Genomic DNA, 19619 nt, shown 5'->3' with positions numbered 1-19619 from the left:
GTAATGCTACGCCTCTCGTTCGGGGGCCTCAGGACGTGACTATTCGCGCCCCTGCGAGATCCAGTTGAGGTCGTCCGAGCGGTAGCCGTCGGTGATCGCGGCCAGCGCGTCGAGGCGCGAAATCTGATCTTCGGTGAGCTCGATATCCAGAGCACCGGCATTCTCCGTGACACGCTTCGCGAAGCGAGTGCCCGGAATGGATACCGACGGGAGTCCGTAGTGCCGGCCCTTGGCGTCGAGCCACGCGAGTGATACCTGAGCCGGCGTCGCACCAAGTTCGGCGCCCACCTCGCGCACGACGTCGAGAACCTTCCGGTTGGCGACCATCGCCGCATCGGTGTATCGGGGGAAGCGTCGACGCAGATCGTTTTCGCCCAGTGAATCGGCGTCGAACGAACCGGCCAGGAACCCTCGTCCGACCGGTGAGAACGGAACGAACCCCACGCCGAGTTCGGCAGCTGCGGGCACAACCTTGTTCTCCACATCGCGGCTCCACACACTCCATTCGGATTGGATCGCGGCGATGGGATGGACCGCGTAGGCCCGACGCAATTCGTCGCCGGTTGCTTCCGACAATCCGATGTGGCGGATCTTGCCGGCCTTCACCTGCTCGGCCATCGCGCCGACGGAGTCCTCGATCGGAACGTTCGGATCAACCCGATGCAGGTAGTACAGGTCGACATGATCGACACCCAACCGTCCGAGGGACGCATCGAGAGCCTGCGACATGTACGCCGGATCACCGTTGATTCCCCGCCGACCGGTCGCGGGATTGGTGACCAAACCGAATTTGGTGGCCAACTGCACCTCGTCCCGACGGGTTTCGAGAAGCTTGCCCACTGCCAGTTCGCTGGCACCCTCGCCGTAGATGTTCGCGGTGTCGATGAAGGTGATCCCGATATCCACGGCGTGATGAAGCGTCGCCAGTGCTTCCGCCGGATCTACCGGCCCGTACACCGGTGCCACGGACATCGCGCCGTACCCCTGTGCGCTGACGGTGAGGCCTTCGGCCAGGGTGACGGTGGAAACGGGCATGAAATCTCCTCGGGTTCGAATCAACAGCGACTGATGACAGTCTCTCCCGGAACATTCGCAGGCGCACACCAGGAGCCTCCACTCTGGTCGAGCACGGTGTCGCCGGGTTACCCTCGATTGATGGCTTTCGATTGGCTCGAACTCGTGCTCACAGCCCACCGTGAATTCGGTTCGCGACTCACCTTGGTCGACGACTGGAATGCACCGACGCCGGATTCCGACTGGCATGTGGAGCATCTGGTTCGCCATGTGATCGAAGAACAGCAGTGGGTACCTCCGTTGCTGGCCGGTCTCACAGTTGGTGAGGCAACGCCCGACATCGTTCCGGTCGGTGACGATCTGTGGACCGAGTGGCAGAAATATTCCGAAGCCGCCATTGCTGCTTGGAAATCCACCGACCTCTCGGCCCGAGTTCACCTGTCCTACGGCACTGTGGACATGGAACCGTACCTGCGCCAGCAAACCTCCGATGTCACCATCCACAGCTGGGATCTCGGCCGAGCCGTCGGGGCAAAAGACCCTCTGGACCCGACGCTCGTCGAAGCCGTCTGGTCCGACCTGGATGGTCAGCGCGACATGCTTGCCGAAAGCGGTTTGTTTGCAGAGCCAGTCGAGATTCCTGATGATTCCACGTTGCAGGACAAGCTGATTGCACTGACGGGCCGCGATCCCCGCTAAGCCGGATCGATCTCCGAGAAGTGGGCTCGCAACGTCATGCCGACCTCGGCATGACGAAGTAGGAACGCTTTCTCGTCATAACCTTTGCGACGCAACCAGAGTGTGACTTCGCTGTTGCACTTGCTGGCATTGCACGACGCGCAGGCCGGCGCAATATTGTCGAGGGTGTAGCGGCCACCGCGCGAGATCGCCAGGACGCAATCACGCTGTAGCGGTTTGTCTTGCACACCGCAGTACGCGCAGCCGTCCCACGCTGATGTGAGCGCAGACCACTGCTCGCTGCTGAGGTCATGTTCGACGCTATCCATCCGACGTTTGCGTCGGCGCGCGTAGGTGGCTTTGCGACTGCGGTTGATCGTCACCACAGAATCGTACCGGCACATTGCCCCCGTCTCCCACTGCGCGGAACGGACCAGTTCTGCAGGATTCGGATCGCAGTAGGTTACGGGTATGGCAGGCGACAAGGTGTACGTGATCGACCGGATCATCACGAAACCAGGATGTGGGAAGGAGTTCGTCGATGCATACCTGGCCGAGTACGTGCCGGACGCACAGCGCCGAAGCATGACTCTCGCAAGTGTTCTCGTCAGTCCCCCACTCTGGACCGACAACGAATCCAACGAAGTGACGATTACCTGGACAGTGGAGGGCACGGCCGGTTGGTGGGCGATGACACGCCAAGGGCGAGGTGATCCCACTATCGGCCAGTGGTGGGAACGCAACGCTCCCTTGATCATGGAACGCAGTCGCACCATGGCTGCAGACGCCGCCGATATCGAAGGACTGAGCAATGTATAGCGTCATACGGATCGTCCAGGCTGCCGAGGGCTGCGCACCCGACGAGTGGGCCGCCGCCGTCATCGCCGTCACGTCAGCCGCCGAATCGTGCGGCGCTGCACGACACATCGTTTCCGAAACACTGCCGGGAGTAATCAACGGCGGAGATCTGATAGTCCACGCAGAGTTCACCGACGAATCTTCGTGGCAGCGCGCCGGTACTGCATTCGACGGAAGCCTCGACCACCCGGCCGTCGCAGGTTTTCATGGTGTCGAGTACCAGAACGGAACCAGCGGGCGATCGACTATCGATACCCGAACCGGCATCTACCGGGCACTACTCGTCCGCGTCACGCCCGGCACTCCGCTGACAGCCATCGAGCACTTCGAACGCGATCTACTTCGGATGCCTGCACTCGTGTCGTCGATCGGAGCGTGGCGGCTCAGCCGTGTCAGTGCGTCGATTGGTCCGACGCAGTGGACACACGTGTGGGAGCAAGAATTCACTGACCACGAATCGTTATCGGGACAGTACCTCGATCATCCGATTCATTGGGGCGTCGTGGACCGTTGGTTCGATCCGGAATGCACCGAGGTCATCATTCGTGATCGGGTCTGCCACACCTTCTGTGCACTCGATACACCAATCTTGCTCGGCAGCTAGAGAATTCACCACAAGGTTCCACAAGCCCGAAACCCGGAATCGACTGACTATCGATTCCGGGTCGCGAATGGCCGTTATCCCACGTCGAGCGCGGCTCGCATCATGTCCCAGACCTCTCGTCGAGCAGGCTCAGTGAACGAGAGTGAGGGAATAGTCAGGAATCCGTGGAAGAGCCCGTCGAATCGGCGATGCCGGACGGGTACACCCGCCGCACCGAGCATCTGCGCATACGTATCACCCGACGAGCAGGGCGGATCCAACTCTGCGGTGACAACCACCGCGGACGGCAGGCCTACCAGTGATTCCGCTCGTGTCGGAACCAAACGAACGTCATCAGTGCCGCCGGGGGCGTACTGCTGCCAGTACCACTTCATTGCCGAGGCGGTGTTGTAGTAGCCCGAGCCGTACAGCCGATACGACTGCGTGTCGAAATCATCATCGATCACCGGGTAGATGAGAACCTGCGCAACCACATCCGGGCCTCCTCGATCCCGGGCGGCTATGGATACCGTTGCGGCCAGGTTTCCACCGGCACTATCTCCGGCCAGGGCAATTCTCGTCGGATCTCCGCCGAACTCGCCCGCATTCTTCGCGGTCCACTCCAAAGCTGCATACACGTCGTCGTGGGCTGCCGGAGCTTGATGTTCCGGAGCCAGTCGATATTCGACGGAAACTACAACGGCGCCAACGCCTTCCGCCATCGACCGGCAGAATTCGTCGTGACTGTCGAGGTCGCAGAACACAAACCCGCCGCCGTGGGCGAATACCACCACAGGCCTAGGATCGTCACCACCGTGCGGCCGGAAGACTCGCAGCGACAGATCGCCACCCGGACCCTCTATCGTGAGGTCGTGGACCTCACGCATATCCGGAAGTCGTTGCAGTGGTGCACGACGGCCACGAATCAACGCCCGTAATTCAACCGGCGGAACACTCGACACATCAGGGAAACCTGCTTCCAGGACAGCAAGCATTTCGGTTACTTCTGGAAGCAGTGTCATGGCCGGTCTCCTGATCGTCGCCGATGCCCGCCGCCCGGCACATCGTGTGTCGCTACGATAAGTCGCCCGACCACCGATGAGAACCAAGTCTCCCGCCCAGCGGGTCATCCACCACGCCACTAAGCCGGCAGGGCAACCCCGGCCGTGCGGGCGACTCCGTCCCAACCACCGACCGGTGCACCCAGTCCCAACAACGCAGCAACTGTCGGGGCCACGTCGATGGTGCGCGCCGGCTCAGCCACAGCTCGTCCACCGTCGAGTGCGGGATGCCCGCCGCTGAGGAAGAACGGGATGGGCAAGGTCACGGAGTGCCCGTGGTTTCCGGGGATCGGATTGGACAGTGGCGTCGGATCGCTGAACCGCCAACCCTGCGAGCAGAATGCGACCACGTCACCCGCATTGGCGCCGAGGTTGAATTCGGCCGGCAGATGGCTTGATTCGACACCAGCAACTGAAGCGACGATCTTCTGAATGCGCGCGCTGGCCTCGCTTCGGTCCTCATCCGGCCCCACGAAGTAAATCAGATCTGCGCCGCCGTTCTGTGCGATCCGAATCTTCCCGGCCAACAACGGATCCGCATTGAGCGGACGATCCAGCCCGACAAGCCGCGTCGGCTCCGACCAGTCCATGGAATGATCGGCCAACACCATGACGATGCTGCGGTTCCAGCGACGGGTGGCGTGGAGGAAATCGACAAAGCGTCGTACCTGATTGTCGGTGTTCTGCAACGCGGCCGCGCGAGCGATCCGAATAGAAGGTCCCGAAAGATCAAGGTGTCCAACGCGATCGACGTCACCGAGGTTGGTGAACGACAATCGCGGCGAGCTCTCGCCGACGATACGGATCAGGGCATCAATTGTGAAGTTGTCCGGAGCGTGCGCCGTGCCGGGAAGCAGCGGCTGCGGATCCCACACGACGGACGCACGATCGCCGAACAGTCCGTGCAGGTAATGCTTGGACAACACACTCGCAGTGGTCAATCCGAGTTCGGTACGTGCCCGTTCGAGGACGGTCGACGTCTGCAGATCAGATGCACGATCAAGATCACGGGCCTTGCCGACGGCAGGGTCGTAGACGGAATTGGCCGGCACCCCCGAACGAGCGGGGTAGACGCCGGTCATCATCGCCGTGTGATTAGGGAGCGTCTCGGCGATGTTGATCGCGCTGGCATTCGGGTAGTGAACGCCACCAGCAGCCAGACCCGTGAGCATGGGAGTGAGGTCGGCGCGCAACTCGTCGGGGCGCATACCGTCGACAACCATGACGTACACGTCGACGTCAGGAATACCCTTGTTTGTCGGCACACCGGCAAATGCCGGAGAACCGAGCAAAGCTGTTCCCGCAGCAATACTTCCGCCGATCAGAACCTGACGACGTGAAACGTCCGAACTCACTGAGATACTCCTGGTCGGTACGAAGCTGGATCAAGCGGAATCGACGAATGTGAAACTCTGGCACCGGCTCCGGCCGGTAGCCTGTAGCCGGCCGCATAGTGCGCGTTGCTCTGAGGATCGGTGAGACTGTCGACGTAGTGCCAGTCCATCTGGGTACTGCCGCGCGAGATCTCGAATACCCCGTAGCCGTGTGAGTCCAACTCGACGTATCGAACGTGCCGATTGACCACCTTGAATGCTTCTTCTGCGGCAACGGATACCGTGCGCGGCGGCACTTTCAGCGAGTCGTCGATGTTGGGAGACGTCACCGAAGGGACCACGAACTCCGCGCCGACGGTCGGGCCGCCGGGATAGTTCGCGGCGTTGGTCGGCAGATCGCACGCCCAGGACGTGTGGATGTCACCCGTGATGAAAACCGTGTTGTCGATGTTGTTCGAGGTGATGGCATCGAAGAGCCTTGCCCGGTCAGCGGTGTAACCGTCCCACTGATCGGTGTTGTACGGGTATCCGCCCTGCGGGATTCCGACCAACTCGGTGATCGCCGCAGTGGTCGCCGGCTCCAGAGGCGGAAACACACACGGAGTGATCATCACCGGATTTCCGACGATCTTCCACTGGGTGGGCGAGCTGACAATCCCGTTGGTGAGCCAATCCATTTGTGCGCGTCCGGTTATGCTGCGCGTCGGATCGTCTACCTGACGCATCGTGGGCTGCTCGTCGCGGTAGGTGCGCAGGTCGAGCATCGAGATTTCGGCAAGATTACCGAAACGGAACCGGCGATAGAGTTGTGTTGCCGAGCCACTGCCCGACGGCCGGACCGGCATCCACTCGAAATAGGCCTTGGCCGAGTTGGCCTTTCGATCAGCCCAATCGCCTTCGGCTCCGGGGGTGTGGTTTTCAGCTCCACCGTTGTACGCATTGTCGGCCGATTCGTGATCATCCCAGGTGGTGATGAACGGCAACTTCCGGTGCAGGGCAGCGAGGTCAGGATCAGTCTTATACTGCGCGTGCCTGATTTGATAGTCGGCCAGTGAGATGATCTCGTGCGCGGGCTCATGCAACCGCACCGAACCGTCCTTGGCGCCGTACTCCCCCTGGCCGTACTCGTAGATGTAGTCACCGAGGTGGATGATCGCGTCGAGGTCATCGCGGAGTCCGAGGTGGCGGTAGGCACTGAAATAGCCTGCCTCCCAGTTGGAGCAGGACACCACTCCGAAGCGTAGGCGCTCGAGGTCCGCAGAATTCGACGGTGCAGTACGGGTACGACCCACCGGCGAGACTGCCGAGCCTGCTGTAAATCGGTACCAGTACGCGGTAGACGAATCGAGTCCGGTGACATCAATTTTGGCAGTGTGATCGGAATTAACCGAAGCGACAATACTTCCCGACGCTGCGACGTTTGCAAAGCCTTCGTCGGTTGCAACCTGCCAGTTCAACGTCACAGCCGGTCCGACTCCGGAACCCGGTGTCGCCGCCGCAACCGGCGTGACGCGCGTCCAAATGATCACGGAGTGCGGCAACGGATCTCCGGAGGCAACGCCGTGCGAAAAACTCGCGGCCACCTCGGCACCAGCGCGGTTCGCTCCGACCACACCAAGGGTTGCCGCACCGGCAAGTACGGCCGAACTCTGCAGGAGTCCACGTCTGGTTATTCGTTCAAAGGCATTCGGATGCACGCTAGGAGTGAACCGGCAATTGGACGGCCGTACAAGAGAGTTTCGTGATGTTCACCCAGGCTTCGCCTGTGCGCCTTTTGGTAGCGCCAACTACCAGAAGTACACACAGGCGGAGCCTTCAGACCCAGGCGCGCGAGGATCGCCCTGACCAATTGGCGAGACGTTCCGTAAGGCCGGCCTCGGCGCGAGGCTCCACGACCGCAGAGAATGGCACCCCGGGCACGCGGGAGGCCGGAGGAATGAGCTGGCGCACCACTTCAGCCGTCGACTCGACCAACGTCGGGTCCGCCTCGGCGGGCTGACCGATCGCTACGGCGAGGTCCCAGCCATGCACGAGGACTTCGTTCGTATAGCCCCACAGCGCAAAGCGGCCCGAAGACTCGCCCCACGGAGCTTTGACGGGTTGGTCCAGCAGGGCGTCGTCAGCCCAAACGCGCTGGGCATGCTCGGCGAGCCGCGCAAAGGTATCCGCATCGTGCTCGGAAGCGATCGGCGATACGGAATCGGGGCTCCCCAGCTCCGCAATGGCGATGATCCGGCCGACGGTACCGATCAGGTGCGCCGACAATGTCAGCACGTCAAACTCGTCGCATGGAGTGGGCAAGGTGAGCTGATCTGCGCGGACTGTCCGGAGCAAGGTTGCCACCCAGGCCGTCGCGCCGAGGTAGATGGGGCGCGGATCGATCAACTCGGGAGCGGTGATGATGGAAATGACTGAATCCTCTCGTCGGTGCCGCCGGATGTGATCGGCACTGAAGTCGAGTAAACCGGCCAAAGATGTCATCTTCTGTCATGTTCTGCTGGCAAGATTTCCCAACATGCGCGCCGACCGACTTCTATCCATCCTCATGCTTCTGCAACATCGCAATCGGTTGACCGCCGCGGAGATCGCGACGGAACTGGAGGTGTCCAAACGAACCGTGCTCCGCGATATCGAAGCGCTGTCCACATCCGGGGTCCCCGTCTACACCGACCGGGGACGTGGCGGTGGCATCAGTTTGATTCCCGGATATCGCACAGACCTGACCGGTCTCACTCTCGAGGAAGCCAAGGCGCTTCTCTCCTCCGGCGACGGCCGCGTAGCCTCCCCGAATTTCGCGAGCGCAATGCGCAAGGTCACCGCTGCACTACCTGAATCGCACCGCGCGGAAGCCACCCGAGCATCACAGCGGATCCTCTTCCGCCCTGACGGATTCGCCTGGCCGACCCCACCCGAACCTCACCTCGTCGAATTGCAGCGGGCGGTGATCGACGGATGGCGAGTGCAGGTGCTTTACGGCAATCGCAATGGCGACACTGCCGAACGAATACTCGATCCGATCGGTCTCGTCTACGCGGGCACCCACTGGTACCTGCTGGCCCAGCGTGAAGGTACCGAACGGACCTATCGAGTCTCCCGAATCGCGGAGTTGACGGTTCTCGCCGCGACTGCCAACCGGCCCCCGACGGTCGATCTGGAAGCGTCATTCCTGTTGCACTGGAAGTCCTTTCGAAATTCACTACCTAACGTCACCGTTCACTGCATGGTCCACGACGACGTCTGGGAAGCACTATCCGGCAAGTCACTCCGCATCCACAACCGCGATGACGGGCCTGACGGCTGGTCACGTGCCGAGTTGGAATTCGCAGAAGACTCCCACGCCGTCCGCGCACTGTGGGCCGTCGGACCGGGCGTCGTCGTCCTCGCCCCACGGCTGATCCGGGACGAACTTGCCACGCGGGCCGCAGAAACCGCGGCCGGCTACAAAGGCTCCGCCTATGCTGAGGCAATGACCGAACCCGACATCAAACCTAGAAGTCGTGACGTCACCGACGGACTCGAAAAGACCGCAGCGCGAGGCATGTTGCGCGCAGTAGGAATGGGCGACGACGACTGGGTCAAGTCGCAGATCGGCGTCGCCTCGTCCTGGAACGAGATCACCCCCTGCAACCTGTCCCTCGACCGCCTTGCCAAGGCTGTCAAGGAAGGTGTCCGGGAAGGTGGCGGATTCCCCCTCGAATTCGGCACCATCTCCGTCTCCGACGGCATTTCGATGGGCCATGAGGGCATGCACTTCTCCCTCGTCTCCCGTGAGGTGATCGCGGACAGCGTCGAAACCGTCATGCAGGCCGAGCGCCTCGACGGTTCGGTCCTGCTCGCCGGCTGCGACAAGTCGCTCCCCGGAATGTTGATGGCTGCTGCCCGCCTCGATCTCGCCAGCGTGTTCCTCTACGCCGGTTCCACCTTGCCGGGAGTGGCAAAACTGTCCGACGGCAGTGAACGCGAAGTCACCGTCATCGATGCTTTCGAGGCTGTGGGCGCGTGCTCACGGGGGCTGATGAGCCGCGCGGACGTCGACATCATCGAACGCGCAATCTGCCCGGGCGAAGGTGCCTGCGGCGGCATGTACACGGCAAACACCATGGCCAGCGCGGCCGAGGCAATGGGTATGTCGCTCCCCGGCAGTGCGTCCCCGCCGGCACCGGACCGTCGACGCGACGGATTCGCTCGGGAGAGCGGCAAAGCCGTCGTCGAACTCCTGCGTCGGGGCATCACCACCCGCGACATCCTCACCAAGGAAGCCTTCGAAAATGCCATCGCCGTCGTCATGGCTTTCGGCGGTTCCACCAATGCGGTGCTCCACCTCCTCGCCATCGCGCATGAGGCGTACGTACCTCTGACTCTCGACGATTTTGCTCGCGTCGGCGCCAAGGTTCCGCACCTCGCGGACGTCAAGCCTTTCGGTCGTCACGTCATGACCGACGTCGACCGGATCGGCGGCGTTCCCGTCATCATGAAGGCATTGCTCGACGCCGGACTCCTACACGGTGACTGCATGACAGTCACCGGTCGAACCATCGCCGAGAATCTCGCAGATATCACCCCGCCCGATCCGGACGGCAAGGTTCTGCGGGCGATGAGCGAGCCGATCCATCCCACCGGCGGCATCACGATTCTCAAGGGCTCACTGGCACCCGGCGGCGCTGTCGTGAAGTCTGCCGGATTCGAGTCCGACATATTCACCGGCACGGCACGGGTATTCGAACGTGAACGTGCCGCCATGGACGCTCTCGAAGACGGAACCATCACCAGCGGCGACGTCGTGGTGATCCGCTACGAAGGCCCCAAGGGCGGCCCCGGAATGCGTGAGATGCTCGCCATCACCGGCGCAATCAAGGGAGCCGGGCTGGGCAAGGACGTCTTGTTGCTGACCGACGGACGGTTCTCCGGCGGCACCACTGGTCTCTGTGTCGGGCACGTGGCGCCGGAAGCTGTAGACGGCGGACCCATCGCATTTGTTCGTGACGGTGATCAGATCCGGCTCGACGTCAGTACCGGATTGCTCGAATTGCTGGTCGACGACTCTGAACTGGCTGCGCGCAAACAAGGTTGGGAGCCGTTGCCCCCGCGGTACACCCGCGGTGTGCTGGCCAAGTACACCAAGCTTGTGGGTTCAGCCTCAGGCGGAGCAGTCTGCGGCTGAGGCCGAACCCACCTGAATTGAGCTAGATAGGCTGGTACCCGGCACCGACACCGCCCTGCGAGTTCATACTCGCGAGGATCGATGACATGTTGGTGCCGAGTTCCGGCCCCAAGCAAGGAACGAAAACGTACGCATTCACCATCGCGACCAGTGTGGTTCCGACAGTGACGGGCGCTCCGGAATCACCGTGGTCGACACACACTTGCGTCCACGTTTGTGCGTCGGCACTCAGATCTCCCCACACAATTCCGCAGGTATTGCCCGTGGTCCGGCCTTCCTTGCATGCAACTGCCGGGAAACTGGCCGGCGTGCCGATTGCAGTGATGGTGGCACCGCGGATGGTCCGGACGGGCGTGACTTTGCCGGGATCGAACGCAATGACCGCGTAGTCGAGGTCAGGGTTGGAGGTGACGAATTTACCGACAACTCCGGCACCTTGATCGTCCTCGGGCACCACGGTCGAGCCTGGTTCACCGCAGTGACCTGCGGTGATACCAACCAGCCGGCCTCCGCTGTCATGTCCAATCGTTGTCAAAGTGCAAATGACTTCGTCGTTGACGATGATGCCCGAGCCGCCACCCATCGGCGTGGCCGCAGCAATCGCCGTTCCACTGGCGACGAACCCGAGCCCCAATGCAAGAATCCACGCTGCCAGTACAGATACGATTTTTCGTAACATCATATTTTCTCCGCTGGTAGACCCCCGCTGCACAAAACGCATACCCCGGAAAGTTTGCAGCTACGCAAGAGAGTTACGCGGTGGGTGCGGAATTACTCGGTGGTGCCGAGTGCCTCCAGCATCTTGCGTGCCTCTTCGAGTTGGCGGCTCAGCTCGTCGACGCGCGCAACCGCCGCGTCACGGGCCTCCACGATGATCGATTCGACTGCCTCGATGGCCGTCGGCTCACCCAATTCGCGGATGGCGCGCTCAACTGCGTCGGGAGCTACCGGAACCGCTTTGCCCGGACGCTTGGCGCCTAGAGTGACGGTGACACTCCAGTCGTTGTCGGCGCCGGCGTGAATGGTGACGCTGACTCCGGCCGGGAGTTTCTTGGCACGCTTGACGGCTGGGCGAGGCGCCGGCGTCGGCGCAATGACTGCCGGGACGGGGGCTGCTGCCGGTGCAGGCCGCGGCTTGGGTCGCGTTTCGACGAGTGGTTCCATGAGGGGTTCGGACTCCACAACTGGTTTCGGGCGCGGCGCCGGTTTCGGCGGCGCCGATGCCACGCGGTTGATGCGCAATTCCTCTGCCTCGAAAGGCAATTCGTCATTGACGCCCTTGGGTCGGATCAGCACGGTAGTTCCGTCCACCGATACCACTTTGGCGGAAGTGCCTGCCTCGATACCGAGGCTGGGGGTTGCCTCGCGCAGGTATACGGTGGCGCGTTTACCTTCGGCGACTGCCGAGGCGAGAGTCGCCAAGTTTTCCGCAGTGAGGTGATCCGGCGTTGATGCGGTAGCGCCGGAACGTCTACGGGGTGGCATTCGCAAATCCTTTCGAGAGTTTCGGTGGTGCTTTTCTCGGGGCAACTCTTGCACAAGCCACCGACGTGTTCCCGCACACCGCCCCGATGTTCGTCGAATTAAGTACTGTTCGGCGAGCGCAACCTGGAAGATGATGACAACAACAACGTAGAAGTACCGAGGAGCACAGTGAGCAGTTCGGAGCCGTCGGGCATGAACGAGGGCACCGAACCAGGTGCTACTCAACCGCAAAACCCGTTCGACGCGAATATGCTCAGCAGCATTCAGGCCGACATCGAAGAATATCTCCTCGGCGGTTCCCGATGCTTCACTCAAACCCAGATCGCCGAGTTCGCCGGAGTCTCGCGAGATCGTGCGGATCGCCTGTGGGTAGCCATGGGATTTGCCGTCGACGAAGATCCGGATGCCGTCATGTTCACCCAGCAAGATGCCGACGCCCTGAAGAGCCTCACCAGCATGGTTGATCGCGGAATCATTTCGCGCAGTAGCGAAGTCGCCGCGGCACGTTCACTGGGACAGTCGATGTCAAGGCTCGCCGAGTGGCAGGTTTCGCTCATCGGAACACACATCGTCGATCAGTTGACCGAGTCCGGCGATCAGGACCCGGAGTCGATCCGGAAACTGATCTTACGTCTGGGCGCCGAGATCATCCCGGCCGTCGAATCGCTCCAGACCTACGTGTGGAAGAGGCATGTTGCGTCGTCAACCGGCCGCAATGTCGGCAATCCCGGTGAAGAAGTTGCCAGCCGAATTTTGATCGTGGGGTTCGCCGACATCGTCGGGTACACATCGTTGACCCGCGGCCTCGATCCCGCCGAGCTGAGCGATCTGCTGGAACGTTTCGAATCCGCCTCTGCCGAAATCGTCGGCCGAAATTTCGGCTGGATCGTCAAAACCGTCGGCGACGAGGTGATGTTCGCCGCCGAGAGTCCGCATCATGCCGCTGAAATCGCGATGCAGATCCAGGAATCGGTTCTAGCCGACCATGACGACCCCCAATTGCGGGTGGGCCTGGCAATGGGGCCGACCTTGGTTCGATTCGGCGATCTCTACGGTTCCGTGGTCAACAAGGCAGCGCGGCTCACCAGTTCTGCTCGCCCCGGCACAGTACTGATCGATTCGGAATTAGCCGGCGCGGTAGGCCTGGACGCCAATTTCAAGCTCCGCCACCTGAGGCCACGACGGGTGCGCGGCATCGACCGTCTCGAGCAGTACGTCCTACGACGGAATATCGAGTCGTAAGTCAGGCTCGGCGCGCCGCCAGGAAATCGTCGACGATCTGCTCACAGGCCGATTCGCCGAGTGGGGTGAGTGTGGCCAACCTGGTGAGCACCAACGGACCGACCAACTGCGCCAGGGCGACGTCGTAGTCGTACTCCCCCAACTCCTCGATCGCCTCCGGTGTCCGTAAGACGCGATCGAACGCCTCCCGGTACTGCTCCATGATTGTTTGCCGCAGTGACCGCATCTCCGGTTTGTCGGCCGAGAGGGCTTCGGTGCTCGAATAACCGGCCAGGTCCGGGCCCAAGCCGAGCCAGCACATCGCGGTGACCTGCACCGGCGCACTCTCGATGACCTTGGCCTGGCTGGTCAACAGTTCGAGCAACTGAGTCCGGAGGTCGCCCTCTCCCGAAATCGCCGGAACTGACGGCAGTAGCCGTGCAAATGCTGCGGCCAACAGTTCGGTACCGCTGTCGAAGTGCCGATACAGGGTCGCGCGGGCCACGTTGGCGAGCTTGGTGACGGCGTCGATCGTCACGGCGTCGACGCCGCCCTTGGAGAGGAGCGTTGTCGCTGCGTCGAGCAATCTGGTTCGGGATCGCTGTTTGCGCGGATCCTCGTCGATGGGCTGCTGATCCGTTCTCACCGTCGTCACAAGTTCAAGCTATACCCACCCCGGTCTTGTGGAACTGACGTTCTTGTAACGATACTGATGGTCTCTTTTCTATCGAGAGGGATTAGATGAGCGCCGATACGGACATCGAACAGTCGACCTGGACCGCCCGGCAGATCTGGATGCTGACGGTCTCGTGCTGCGCTGTGGCACTGGTCGTCGCCGCGATGGCGTCCTTGAACACCGCACTCCCCGACCTCGCCCGAGACACCGGTGCCACCCAATCCCAACTGACATGGATCGTCGACGGGTACACCCTCGTTCTCGCCTGCCTGCTACTTCCGGCCGGCGCGCTCGGTGATCGCTACGGCCGACGCGAACTGCTCATGTTCGGTCTGCTCGTGTTCGCCGCCGGTTGCGCCATTCCGGCCTTTGCCGACGAACCCGCCTGGATCATCGCGTCCCGAGTAGTTGCCGGCGTGGGTGCCGCGTTTGTCATGCCCGCAACCCTGTCGCTGTTGACCGCCGGATTTCCCACCGCTCAACGCGGCCGCGCCGTCGGCATCTGGTCCGGTGTGGCAGGTTCCGGAGCCATCGCCGGACTCATCATTTCGGGACTGTTGCTCGAAAAGTGGTCCTGGCATTCGATTTTCATCAGCCTGGCTATGGTGTCCGCTGTGATCCTCGTGCTCTCGTTCACGATCTCGTCCTCGAAGGACGCGGAGACAACTCCGCTCGATCTGCCCGGCACCGCGCTCATTGCCGCTTCTATCGGACTGTTTGTTCTCGGCATGATCGAGGCCCCGGCCAGGGGTTGGCTGGACCCCGTGGTCCTCGCTCTTCTGATCAGTGGAATCGCCCTGGCAGCCATATTCAGTGTTGTGGAATTACGTACCGCCCATCCACTTCTCGACGTCAGACTGTTTGCAAACCGCGCATTCGGAAGCGGTGCAGCATCACTCACACTGCAGTTCCTGGCCACCTTCGGCCTGTTCTTCCTGATCGTGCAGTACCTGCAACTAGTCCTCGACTATTCACCCCTGCAATCGGCGCTCGCACTATTCCCGATCGCGGTGCCCGTCATGCTGCTTTCGGTAGTTTCCCCTCTCCTGATTCCGCTTGTCGGACTACGCATTCTCACCGCTTCGGGCGTTGCACTGCTGGGGACGGGCATCGCACTGATGATCACACTGGACTCCGGTTCAACCTATGCGGAAGTGTCCATCCCACTGATCGTGGCTGCCATCGGACTCGGGCTCTCGACAACCCCCGCCACCGCCGCCATAGTTTCCAATGCGCCCGACGCCAAGCAGGGGGTCGCGTCGGCAGTCAACGACGCCACCCGCGAAATCGGTTCTGCGATCGGCGTTGCCTTGGCCGGAAGCATCCTCGCTGCGGGCTACGGACTGCACGTGCAACCGGCAGTCGACATGCTGCCGGAATCAGCGAAGGACGCTGTATCCGGCTCGCTGGCAGCGGCTCTCCACGTCGCGGAAATCGCCGGCCCGCAAGGTGATCAACTGGCGGACTTCGCCAAGGAAGCCTTCATCCGCGGCATGGATCAAGGCGCGTGGACATTGGCGGCGATCATGTGGGTATCCGCTATTGCTCTCGGGTTCTGGGCTCCCGGACGCAAGGGCTGAATCAGCTTCGATGCTCCCGGTAGGCCGGCGCTTTGACCGCGCCGCGAGTGTCGAGTGTCTCGAGCAACGGCAACGCCCGGAAGGGCACCACCACCGACAGAACCATCACACTCGTGGAGCGAGTGGCTACGCCGGATCGGTTCAGATCGAGCAACGTCTGCTGCAAACCTTGATGCGACGCTGCCGCCACTCGACACAAAACGTCGCCGGTGCCGGTTGTCGCGAATGCTTCGATCACACCGGGGATGGCCTCGAGTTTGATCGTGACGGTATCGAGGGCACCTTGGGCGATCTCCAAGGTTACAAACGCTTGGACACCGAAACCTGCTGCGGCCAAGTCGATGTGCGGCGCATATCCTGAGATGATTCCGCCATCTTCGAGCCTGCGTAGTCGGGCCTGCACTGTCGCGCGGGCAACCTTGGTCAATCTCGACAGTTCCAACGCCCCGGCACGCGGATGCGCGTGCATCGCTTCGAGCAAGGCCAAATCCAGACCGTCGAGTGACACCGAATTCCGCACCGATTCCGCCATGCCCCTCAACCTATACACAATGACTGGAATAGTCCCCTGATTCCTGCGCCATTCCGTCGAATTGCCTAGCTGAATGCACGCTCGTTGACTAGCAGTATCGCGGCGGACTTAGCTCTTTGTATCGCGCAGTGCGCTTCTTCGTACTCGCTCACGGAAGGGTGCCGAGCATGACCATCGATCAGACTCTTACCGACGAAGAACGACTGGCCGGACTCGATCTCGAACAGTTACGCCAACTGGTCGGACTGATCGAGTACGACGACAGCGCCGACCCGTTCCCGGTCCACGGCTGGGACGGACTCGAATGGATCGTCGGAAATGCCACGCAGAGTGCCCATTTCTTCCAGTCCGCCTTCGGCATGACGCTGATTGCGTATTCGGGACCGTCCACCGGTAACCGCGACCATCATGCGTACGTACTCGAAAGCGGTGCAGTGCGTTTCATCGTCAAAGGTGCAGTAGATCCGGCGAGCCCGCTGATCGAGCACCACGGCAAGCACGGTGACGGAATCCGCGACATCACCTTGAATGTTCCCGACGTCGACAAGTGCATTGCGCAGGCAATCTCTCAGGGCGCGAAGGTCATTGCAGAGCCACGCGACATCAGCGACGAGCACGGCACGGTTCGTATCGCCACCATCGCCACCTACGGAGAAACTCGGCACACCCTGGTCGACAGGTCGCGGTACACGGGTCCCTATCTACCGGGATACGTCACTCGCACGTCGTCATGCAGCAAGCCCACCATCTTCCAAGCCCTCGACCATGTGGTCGGCAATGTCGAACTCGGAAAAATGGATCAGTGGGTCGACTTCTACCACCGAGTCATGGGGTTCACGAACATGGCCGAATTTGTCGGCGGCGACATCGCCACCGACTACTCCGCACTGATGAGCAAGGTCGTCTCGAGCGGCGACCATCGGGTCAAGTTCCCGCTCAACGAACCGGCGATCGCCAAAAAGCGTTCCCAGATCGACGAGTATCTGGAGTTCTATCAGGGGCCCGGCGCCCAGCATCTGGCACTTGCCACCGCCGATATCTTGGGCGCGGTCGACGCTTTGGTTGCCGAGGGCATCGAGTTTCTGTCCACCCCGGCGTCATACTACGAAGATCCCGAACTGCGCGCACGGATCGGAAACGTGCGAGTCCCGATCGAGGACTTGCAGAAGCGTGGAATCCTCGTCGACCGCGACGAGGACGGCTACCTTCTGCAAATCTTCACCAAACCGATCGGCGACCGGCCCACCGTGTTCTTCGAACTCATCGAACGCCACGGCTCACTCGGTTTCGGACTGGGCAACTTCAAGGCACTGTTCGAGGCAATCGAGCGGGAACAGGAAGCGCGCGGAAACTTCTGATGCAGCTCAGTCGTTTTCGGTCCACCGCCACACAACCGACGGACGACCCGTCGCACTGACTCGCACTCGTTCGTCGGTGCGTTCGAGGCCCGGTAGGGCTTTGAGAGTGCGATTGAGGTTGCCGGCGTCGGGCCGCTCGCCGGACAGTTCTGCGGCGACAGCCAGTGCGTACGACGCCGGAAACGACGGCCCGGACAGCGCCCGCGTGAAGGACTCGTCCCGCCACAACAAGGTGTCTGCAAGGATCGGCCGCGTGTCCGCGACAATCCGGTTGTGGTCGAAGGCAAGGTGACCCGGCTTGTCCCAACTCACCCACTCCGGCGTGATGTCGCCGGTGGGCACCTCAGCCGGAGAGATCACGGCCCACATGGCAACCGACAATGTCGGACCACGCGGGTCGCGGTTGGGTTCGTCGAATACGGCCAACTGCCCGGTTGCAAGAATCGCCTCATCGGGAAATCCGAGCTTGGTGGTCACTGCGCGCCGGGCCGCGTCCTGCAACCGCTCACCAGCGCCGAGGAGTACACCGGGCAGCGCACGCTGCCCGGTGTACGGCTCGGTTTGACGCTGCGCGACGGCAAACCTCAAGTGCCCCGGTTCCGGATTGCCGAATCGCAGAGCGATGACGTCGATCGAGACAAGTGACTGTTCCACGTTCTCCATCATGCAGGCACAGTGCTGCGTAGCCGACGATCGGCCCGATCCGGTCCGCCGGCGGTCAGCACCACCGGCACTCCGAGCGCACTGCTCAGATAGTCGACAAACGCCTCGGGTTCAGGCGGAACTTGTTTCGCCGCAACTTCTACCGTCCGAAGAGTGTCCGTCAACGCTTGTTGATGATCAAGGTCCTTCCACTTCCCGACGGGTATCGACGCCCACTCTTCGTACCTCTCCACCCCGTGGATCGGGGTGTTTGCTGCCGCAGCGCGGCCAAGGGCATCGAGGTGCGTCAGCGCCACCCCGTCGACGCCGTTGCTGACCTCGATCGCGTACCGCAGCAGCAACTCGTCGAGGTGTCCGACCCGAAACGAACCCTGATACTCGCCGACGCCGTTGTGTGGTTCCGGAAGAGCCAGCCCGAGAGGGCCGTCTTCCATCGGGAAAGGTCCGGCGCCGTGGCGTGTCATGTACGTCCGGGTAACGCCGAGTACGTAACTCTCCCTACCCATCTGGCCGATCATTGCTCGTGCGTTGGACGGTTCGACTGTCGACCACGTGGTGTGCGGGTGAAATCCGCGCCACTCGTCGAGTAGAACTCCCTGGGCGCCTTCGAAAATCAGTCGCCCGCCGGCACCGATCGCTTGCAACGCACCGGGTCCGACTATGTTCACTGCTGCAGCAAATTCCCCGTACATCTCGGTCATGTCGTTGATCGACGGGAAGCCATGTCGACTGTCGGTGATCAACCGGCCGTAGTACCTCGTCATCTCCACCAACTTTCGACGGAGAACGTCCGGACGTAGGCAGTCGCCTACGGTTGGCGCATCAGCATACTCGAGTGCATACGCTGCCGTCTCGCCGATCCCTTTGCCACACGAACCGTGCCGGTTGCCGCCGCGGGCATCTTCGCGAGCCCTGTTGGCGGCGACGTGAATCGGCGTGGTCAGCAGGGCTCGCCCGTCGATGGTCAACAGGTCGAACGGATTGTTCACTCCGATCGCTTCCAATGCCCGCGCTTCCGTCGCGAGAGCAATCGGTTCGACCAACATGAACTTCGAGAGAAAGGTCGGCACGCCCGACAACGTGCCGGCCCCGAACTGCGAAAAGGTGTGGTGGTGTTCTCCGTTCACAACATTGTGGGCAGCCTGCGCCCCGCCGTTGAATCGAACTACCGCAGCTACGCCCAGGCCCGCCTGCGGCGAACACAACCAGTCAACCGTGGCACCCTTGCCGGCGTCGCCGAAACCGAGGTCCACGACGACGATGTCACGACTGTCAAAAGCATTCATTTCAGTCCTTACGTTTTAAGAAGGGTGATCTACGAGGTTTCGAGTTCTAGGCTTAGATCGCCCAGGGATGCCGGATATGGCTGGCATTTCGTCGCTGTTGTTGATGGCCGAAGGGGATTGGCCGTCCGG

The 19619-nt window shown here is 61.8% G+C and carries 19 protein-coding genes and 1 pseudogene; 8 read left to right on the top strand and 12 right to left on the bottom strand.

Going from position 1 to position 19619, the window contains the following annotated elements; genetic code table 11:
- Positions 1 to 39 precede the first annotated feature (39 nt).
- Complete coding sequence (locus MTX36_RS05190; RefSeq protein ID WP_243618668.1) at positions 40 to 1035, bottom strand: aldo/keto reductase; 996 nt, start codon at positions 1033 to 1035, stop codon at positions 40 to 42.
- 120 nt (positions 1036 to 1155) lie between these two features.
- Here MTX36_RS05190 and MTX36_RS05185 point away from each other — a divergent pair, with 120 nt between their 5' ends.
- On the top strand, positions 1156 to 1713 hold the full coding sequence (locus MTX36_RS05185; RefSeq protein WP_243618667.1) for a TIGR03086 family metal-binding protein: 558 nt from the start codon (positions 1156 to 1158) through the stop codon (positions 1711 to 1713).
- Here the strand turns inward: MTX36_RS05185 and MTX36_RS05180 are convergent.
- On the bottom strand, positions 1710 to 2021 hold the full coding sequence (locus MTX36_RS05180) for an HNH endonuclease (RefSeq protein ID WP_243618958.1): 312 nt from the start codon (positions 2019 to 2021) through the stop codon (positions 1710 to 1712). The genes MTX36_RS05185 and MTX36_RS05180 overlap by 4 nt on opposite strands.
- 142 nt (positions 2022 to 2163) lie before the next feature.
- On the opposite strand from MTX36_RS05180, the gene MTX36_RS05175 reads away from it, so the two are divergent.
- Together MTX36_RS05175 and MTX36_RS05170 are read left to right on the top strand one after the other, a co-directional pair.
- Positions 2164 to 2511: a hypothetical protein gene (locus MTX36_RS05175; protein WP_243618666.1), complete on the top strand. Its 348-nt coding sequence runs from the start codon at positions 2164 to 2166 to the stop codon at positions 2509 to 2511.
- Positions 2504 to 3154 (top strand): Dabb family protein, encoded by a 651-nt coding sequence (locus MTX36_RS05170; protein WP_243618665.1) that lies wholly within the window; start codon positions 2504 to 2506, stop codon positions 3152 to 3154. Before MTX36_RS05175 ends, MTX36_RS05170 begins: the two co-directional genes overlap by 8 nt.
- 74 nt (positions 3155 to 3228) lie before the next feature.
- Here the strand turns inward: MTX36_RS05170 and MTX36_RS05165 are convergent, their stop codons facing one another.
- The 4 genes from MTX36_RS05165 to MTX36_RS05150 form a co-directional block, all read right to left on the bottom strand.
- Positions 3229 to 4155 (bottom strand): alpha/beta hydrolase, encoded by a 927-nt coding sequence (locus MTX36_RS05165; RefSeq protein WP_243618664.1) that lies wholly within the window; start codon positions 4153 to 4155, stop codon positions 3229 to 3231.
- A 119-nt stretch (positions 4156 to 4274) separates the two neighbouring features.
- On the bottom strand, positions 4275 to 5549 hold the full coding sequence (locus MTX36_RS05160; RefSeq protein WP_243618663.1) for an alkaline phosphatase family protein: 1275 nt from the start codon (positions 5547 to 5549) through the stop codon (positions 4275 to 4277).
- Positions 5546 to 7225, bottom strand: coding sequence for an alkaline phosphatase (locus MTX36_RS05155; RefSeq protein ID WP_243618662.1), 1680 nt, complete (start codon positions 7223 to 7225; stop codon positions 5546 to 5548). Before MTX36_RS05155 ends, MTX36_RS05160 begins: the two co-directional genes overlap by 4 nt.
- Before the next feature lie 118 nt (positions 7226 to 7343).
- Positions 7344 to 8009, bottom strand: a complete 666-nt coding sequence (locus MTX36_RS05150; protein WP_243618661.1) for a TIGR03086 family metal-binding protein — start codon at positions 8007 to 8009, stop codon at positions 7344 to 7346.
- A gap of 34 nt (positions 8010 to 8043) precedes the next feature.
- Here MTX36_RS05150 and MTX36_RS30495 point away from each other — a divergent pair.
- A pseudogene (locus MTX36_RS30495) lies at positions 8044 to 8202 on the top strand (helix-turn-helix transcriptional regulator); the annotation flags it as partial.
- A gap of 129 nt (positions 8203 to 8331) precedes the next feature.
- Entirely contained in the window at positions 8332 to 10689 is a 2358-nt protein-coding gene (ilvD, locus tag MTX36_RS05140; protein ID WP_374230436.1) for a dihydroxy-acid dehydratase, read from the top strand.
- 22 nt (positions 10690 to 10711) lie between these two features.
- Here ilvD and MTX36_RS05135 read toward each other — a convergent pair whose 3' ends face one another.
- Positions 10712 to 11368 carry a S1 family peptidase gene (locus MTX36_RS05135; RefSeq protein ID WP_243618956.1) on the bottom strand — a complete coding sequence of 219 codons (657 nt, stop codon included), beginning with the start codon at positions 11366 to 11368 and terminating at the stop codon, positions 10712 to 10714.
- Positions 11369 to 11460: 92 nt separating this feature from the next.
- Positions 11461 to 12174 (bottom strand): DUF6319 family protein, encoded by a 714-nt coding sequence (locus MTX36_RS05130; RefSeq protein ID WP_243618660.1) that lies wholly within the window; start codon positions 12172 to 12174, stop codon positions 11461 to 11463.
- A gap of 168 nt (positions 12175 to 12342) precedes the next feature.
- Here MTX36_RS05130 and MTX36_RS05125 point away from each other — a divergent pair, with 168 nt between their 5' ends.
- Positions 12343 to 13416, top strand: a complete 1074-nt coding sequence (locus MTX36_RS05125; RefSeq protein ID WP_374230428.1) for an adenylate/guanylate cyclase domain-containing protein — start codon at positions 12343 to 12345, stop codon at positions 13414 to 13416.
- A gap of 1 nt (position 13417) precedes the next feature.
- Here MTX36_RS05125 and MTX36_RS05120 read toward each other — a convergent pair whose 3' ends face one another.
- A complete protein-coding gene (locus tag MTX36_RS05120) occupies positions 13418 to 14050 on the bottom strand; it encodes a TetR/AcrR family transcriptional regulator (protein WP_243618659.1) in 633 nt (210 codons plus the stop codon).
- An 86-nt stretch (positions 14051 to 14136) separates the two neighbouring features.
- Between MTX36_RS05120 and MTX36_RS05115 the strand changes: the two genes are divergently transcribed.
- Positions 14137 to 15651, top strand: coding sequence for an MFS transporter (locus MTX36_RS05115; RefSeq protein WP_243618658.1), 1515 nt, complete (start codon positions 14137 to 14139; stop codon positions 15649 to 15651).
- A gap of 1 nt (position 15652) precedes the next feature.
- Here the strand turns inward: MTX36_RS05115 and MTX36_RS05110 are convergent, their stop codons facing one another.
- Positions 15653 to 16183, bottom strand: coding sequence for an Lrp/AsnC ligand binding domain-containing protein (locus tag MTX36_RS05110; RefSeq protein WP_279394244.1), 531 nt, complete (start codon positions 16181 to 16183; stop codon positions 15653 to 15655).
- A 167-nt stretch (positions 16184 to 16350) separates the two neighbouring features.
- Between MTX36_RS05110 and hppD the strand changes: the two genes are divergently transcribed.
- On the top strand, positions 16351 to 17541 hold the full coding sequence (gene hppD / locus MTX36_RS05105; protein ID WP_243618657.1) for a 4-hydroxyphenylpyruvate dioxygenase: 1191 nt from the start codon (positions 16351 to 16353) through the stop codon (positions 17539 to 17541).
- Between the two features lie 6 nt (positions 17542 to 17547).
- On the opposite strand, the gene MTX36_RS05100 is transcribed toward hppD, so the two are convergent.
- Positions 17548 to 18207 carry an NUDIX hydrolase gene (locus MTX36_RS05100; protein WP_243618656.1) on the bottom strand — a complete coding sequence of 220 codons (660 nt, stop codon included), beginning with the start codon at positions 18205 to 18207 and terminating at the stop codon, positions 17548 to 17550.
- A complete protein-coding gene (locus MTX36_RS05095) occupies positions 18204 to 19490 on the bottom strand; it encodes an adenylosuccinate synthetase (RefSeq protein WP_243618655.1) in 1287 nt (428 codons plus the stop codon). The genes MTX36_RS05100 and MTX36_RS05095 overlap by 4 nt, the downstream gene beginning before the upstream one ends.
- Positions 19491 to 19619: the final 129 nt, after the last annotated feature.

The sequence above is a fragment of the Rhodococcus sp. ARC_M6 genome (assembly GCF_022810305.1).
Classification (GTDB): Bacteria; Actinomycetota; Actinomycetes; order Mycobacteriales; family Mycobacteriaceae; genus Rhodococcus_F.
The sequence above is the reverse complement of the archived record's forward strand: the minus strand, read 5'-3'. Positions and strand labels throughout refer to the sequence as shown.

Bases quoted from the DNA above. Each gene is read 5' to 3' on its own strand.
- MTX36_RS05185 (WP_243618667.1), top strand. From the start codon at position 1,156: ATGGCTTTCGATTGGCTCGAACTCGTGCTCACAGCCCACCGTGAATTC.
- MTX36_RS05110 (WP_279394244.1), bottom strand. From the start codon at position 16,183: ATGGCGGAATCGGTGCGGAATTCGGTGTCACTCGACGGTCTGGATTTG.
- MTX36_RS05175 (WP_243618666.1), top strand. From the start codon at position 2,164: ATGGCAGGCGACAAGGTGTACGTGATCGACCGGATCATCACGAAACCA.
- MTX36_RS05170 (WP_243618665.1), top strand. From the start codon at position 2,504: ATGTATAGCGTCATACGGATCGTCCAGGCTGCCGAGGGCTGCGCACCC.
- ilvD (WP_374230436.1), top strand. From the start codon at position 8,332: ATGCGCAAGGTCACCGCTGCACTACCTGAATCGCACCGCGCGGAAGCC.
- MTX36_RS05135 (WP_243618956.1), bottom strand. From the start codon at position 11,368: ATGTTACGAAAAATCGTATCTGTACTGGCAGCGTGGATTCTTGCATTG.
- MTX36_RS05115 (WP_243618658.1), top strand. From the start codon at position 14,137: ATGAGCGCCGATACGGACATCGAACAGTCGACCTGGACCGCCCGGCAG.
- MTX36_RS05165 (WP_243618664.1), bottom strand. From the start codon at position 4,155: ATGACACTGCTTCCAGAAGTAACCGAAATGCTTGCTGTCCTGGAAGCA.
- hppD (WP_243618657.1), top strand. From the start codon at position 16,351: ATGACCATCGATCAGACTCTTACCGACGAAGAACGACTGGCCGGACTC.
- MTX36_RS05180 (WP_243618958.1), bottom strand. From the start codon at position 2,021: ATGGATAGCGTCGAACATGACCTCAGCAGCGAGCAGTGGTCTGCGCTC.
- MTX36_RS05190 (WP_243618668.1), bottom strand. From the start codon at position 1,035: ATGCCCGTTTCCACCGTCACCCTGGCCGAAGGCCTCACCGTCAGCGCA.
- MTX36_RS05100 (WP_243618656.1), bottom strand. From the start codon at position 18,207: ATGATGGAGAACGTGGAACAGTCACTTGTCTCGATCGACGTCATCGCT.
- MTX36_RS05150 (WP_243618661.1), bottom strand. From the start codon at position 8,009: ATGACATCTTTGGCCGGTTTACTCGACTTCAGTGCCGATCACATCCGG.
- MTX36_RS05095 (WP_243618655.1), bottom strand. From the start codon at position 19,490: ATGAATGCTTTTGACAGTCGTGACATCGTCGTCGTGGACCTCGGTTTC.
- MTX36_RS05130 (WP_243618660.1), bottom strand. From the start codon at position 12,174: ATGCCACCCCGTAGACGTTCCGGCGCTACCGCATCAACGCCGGATCAC.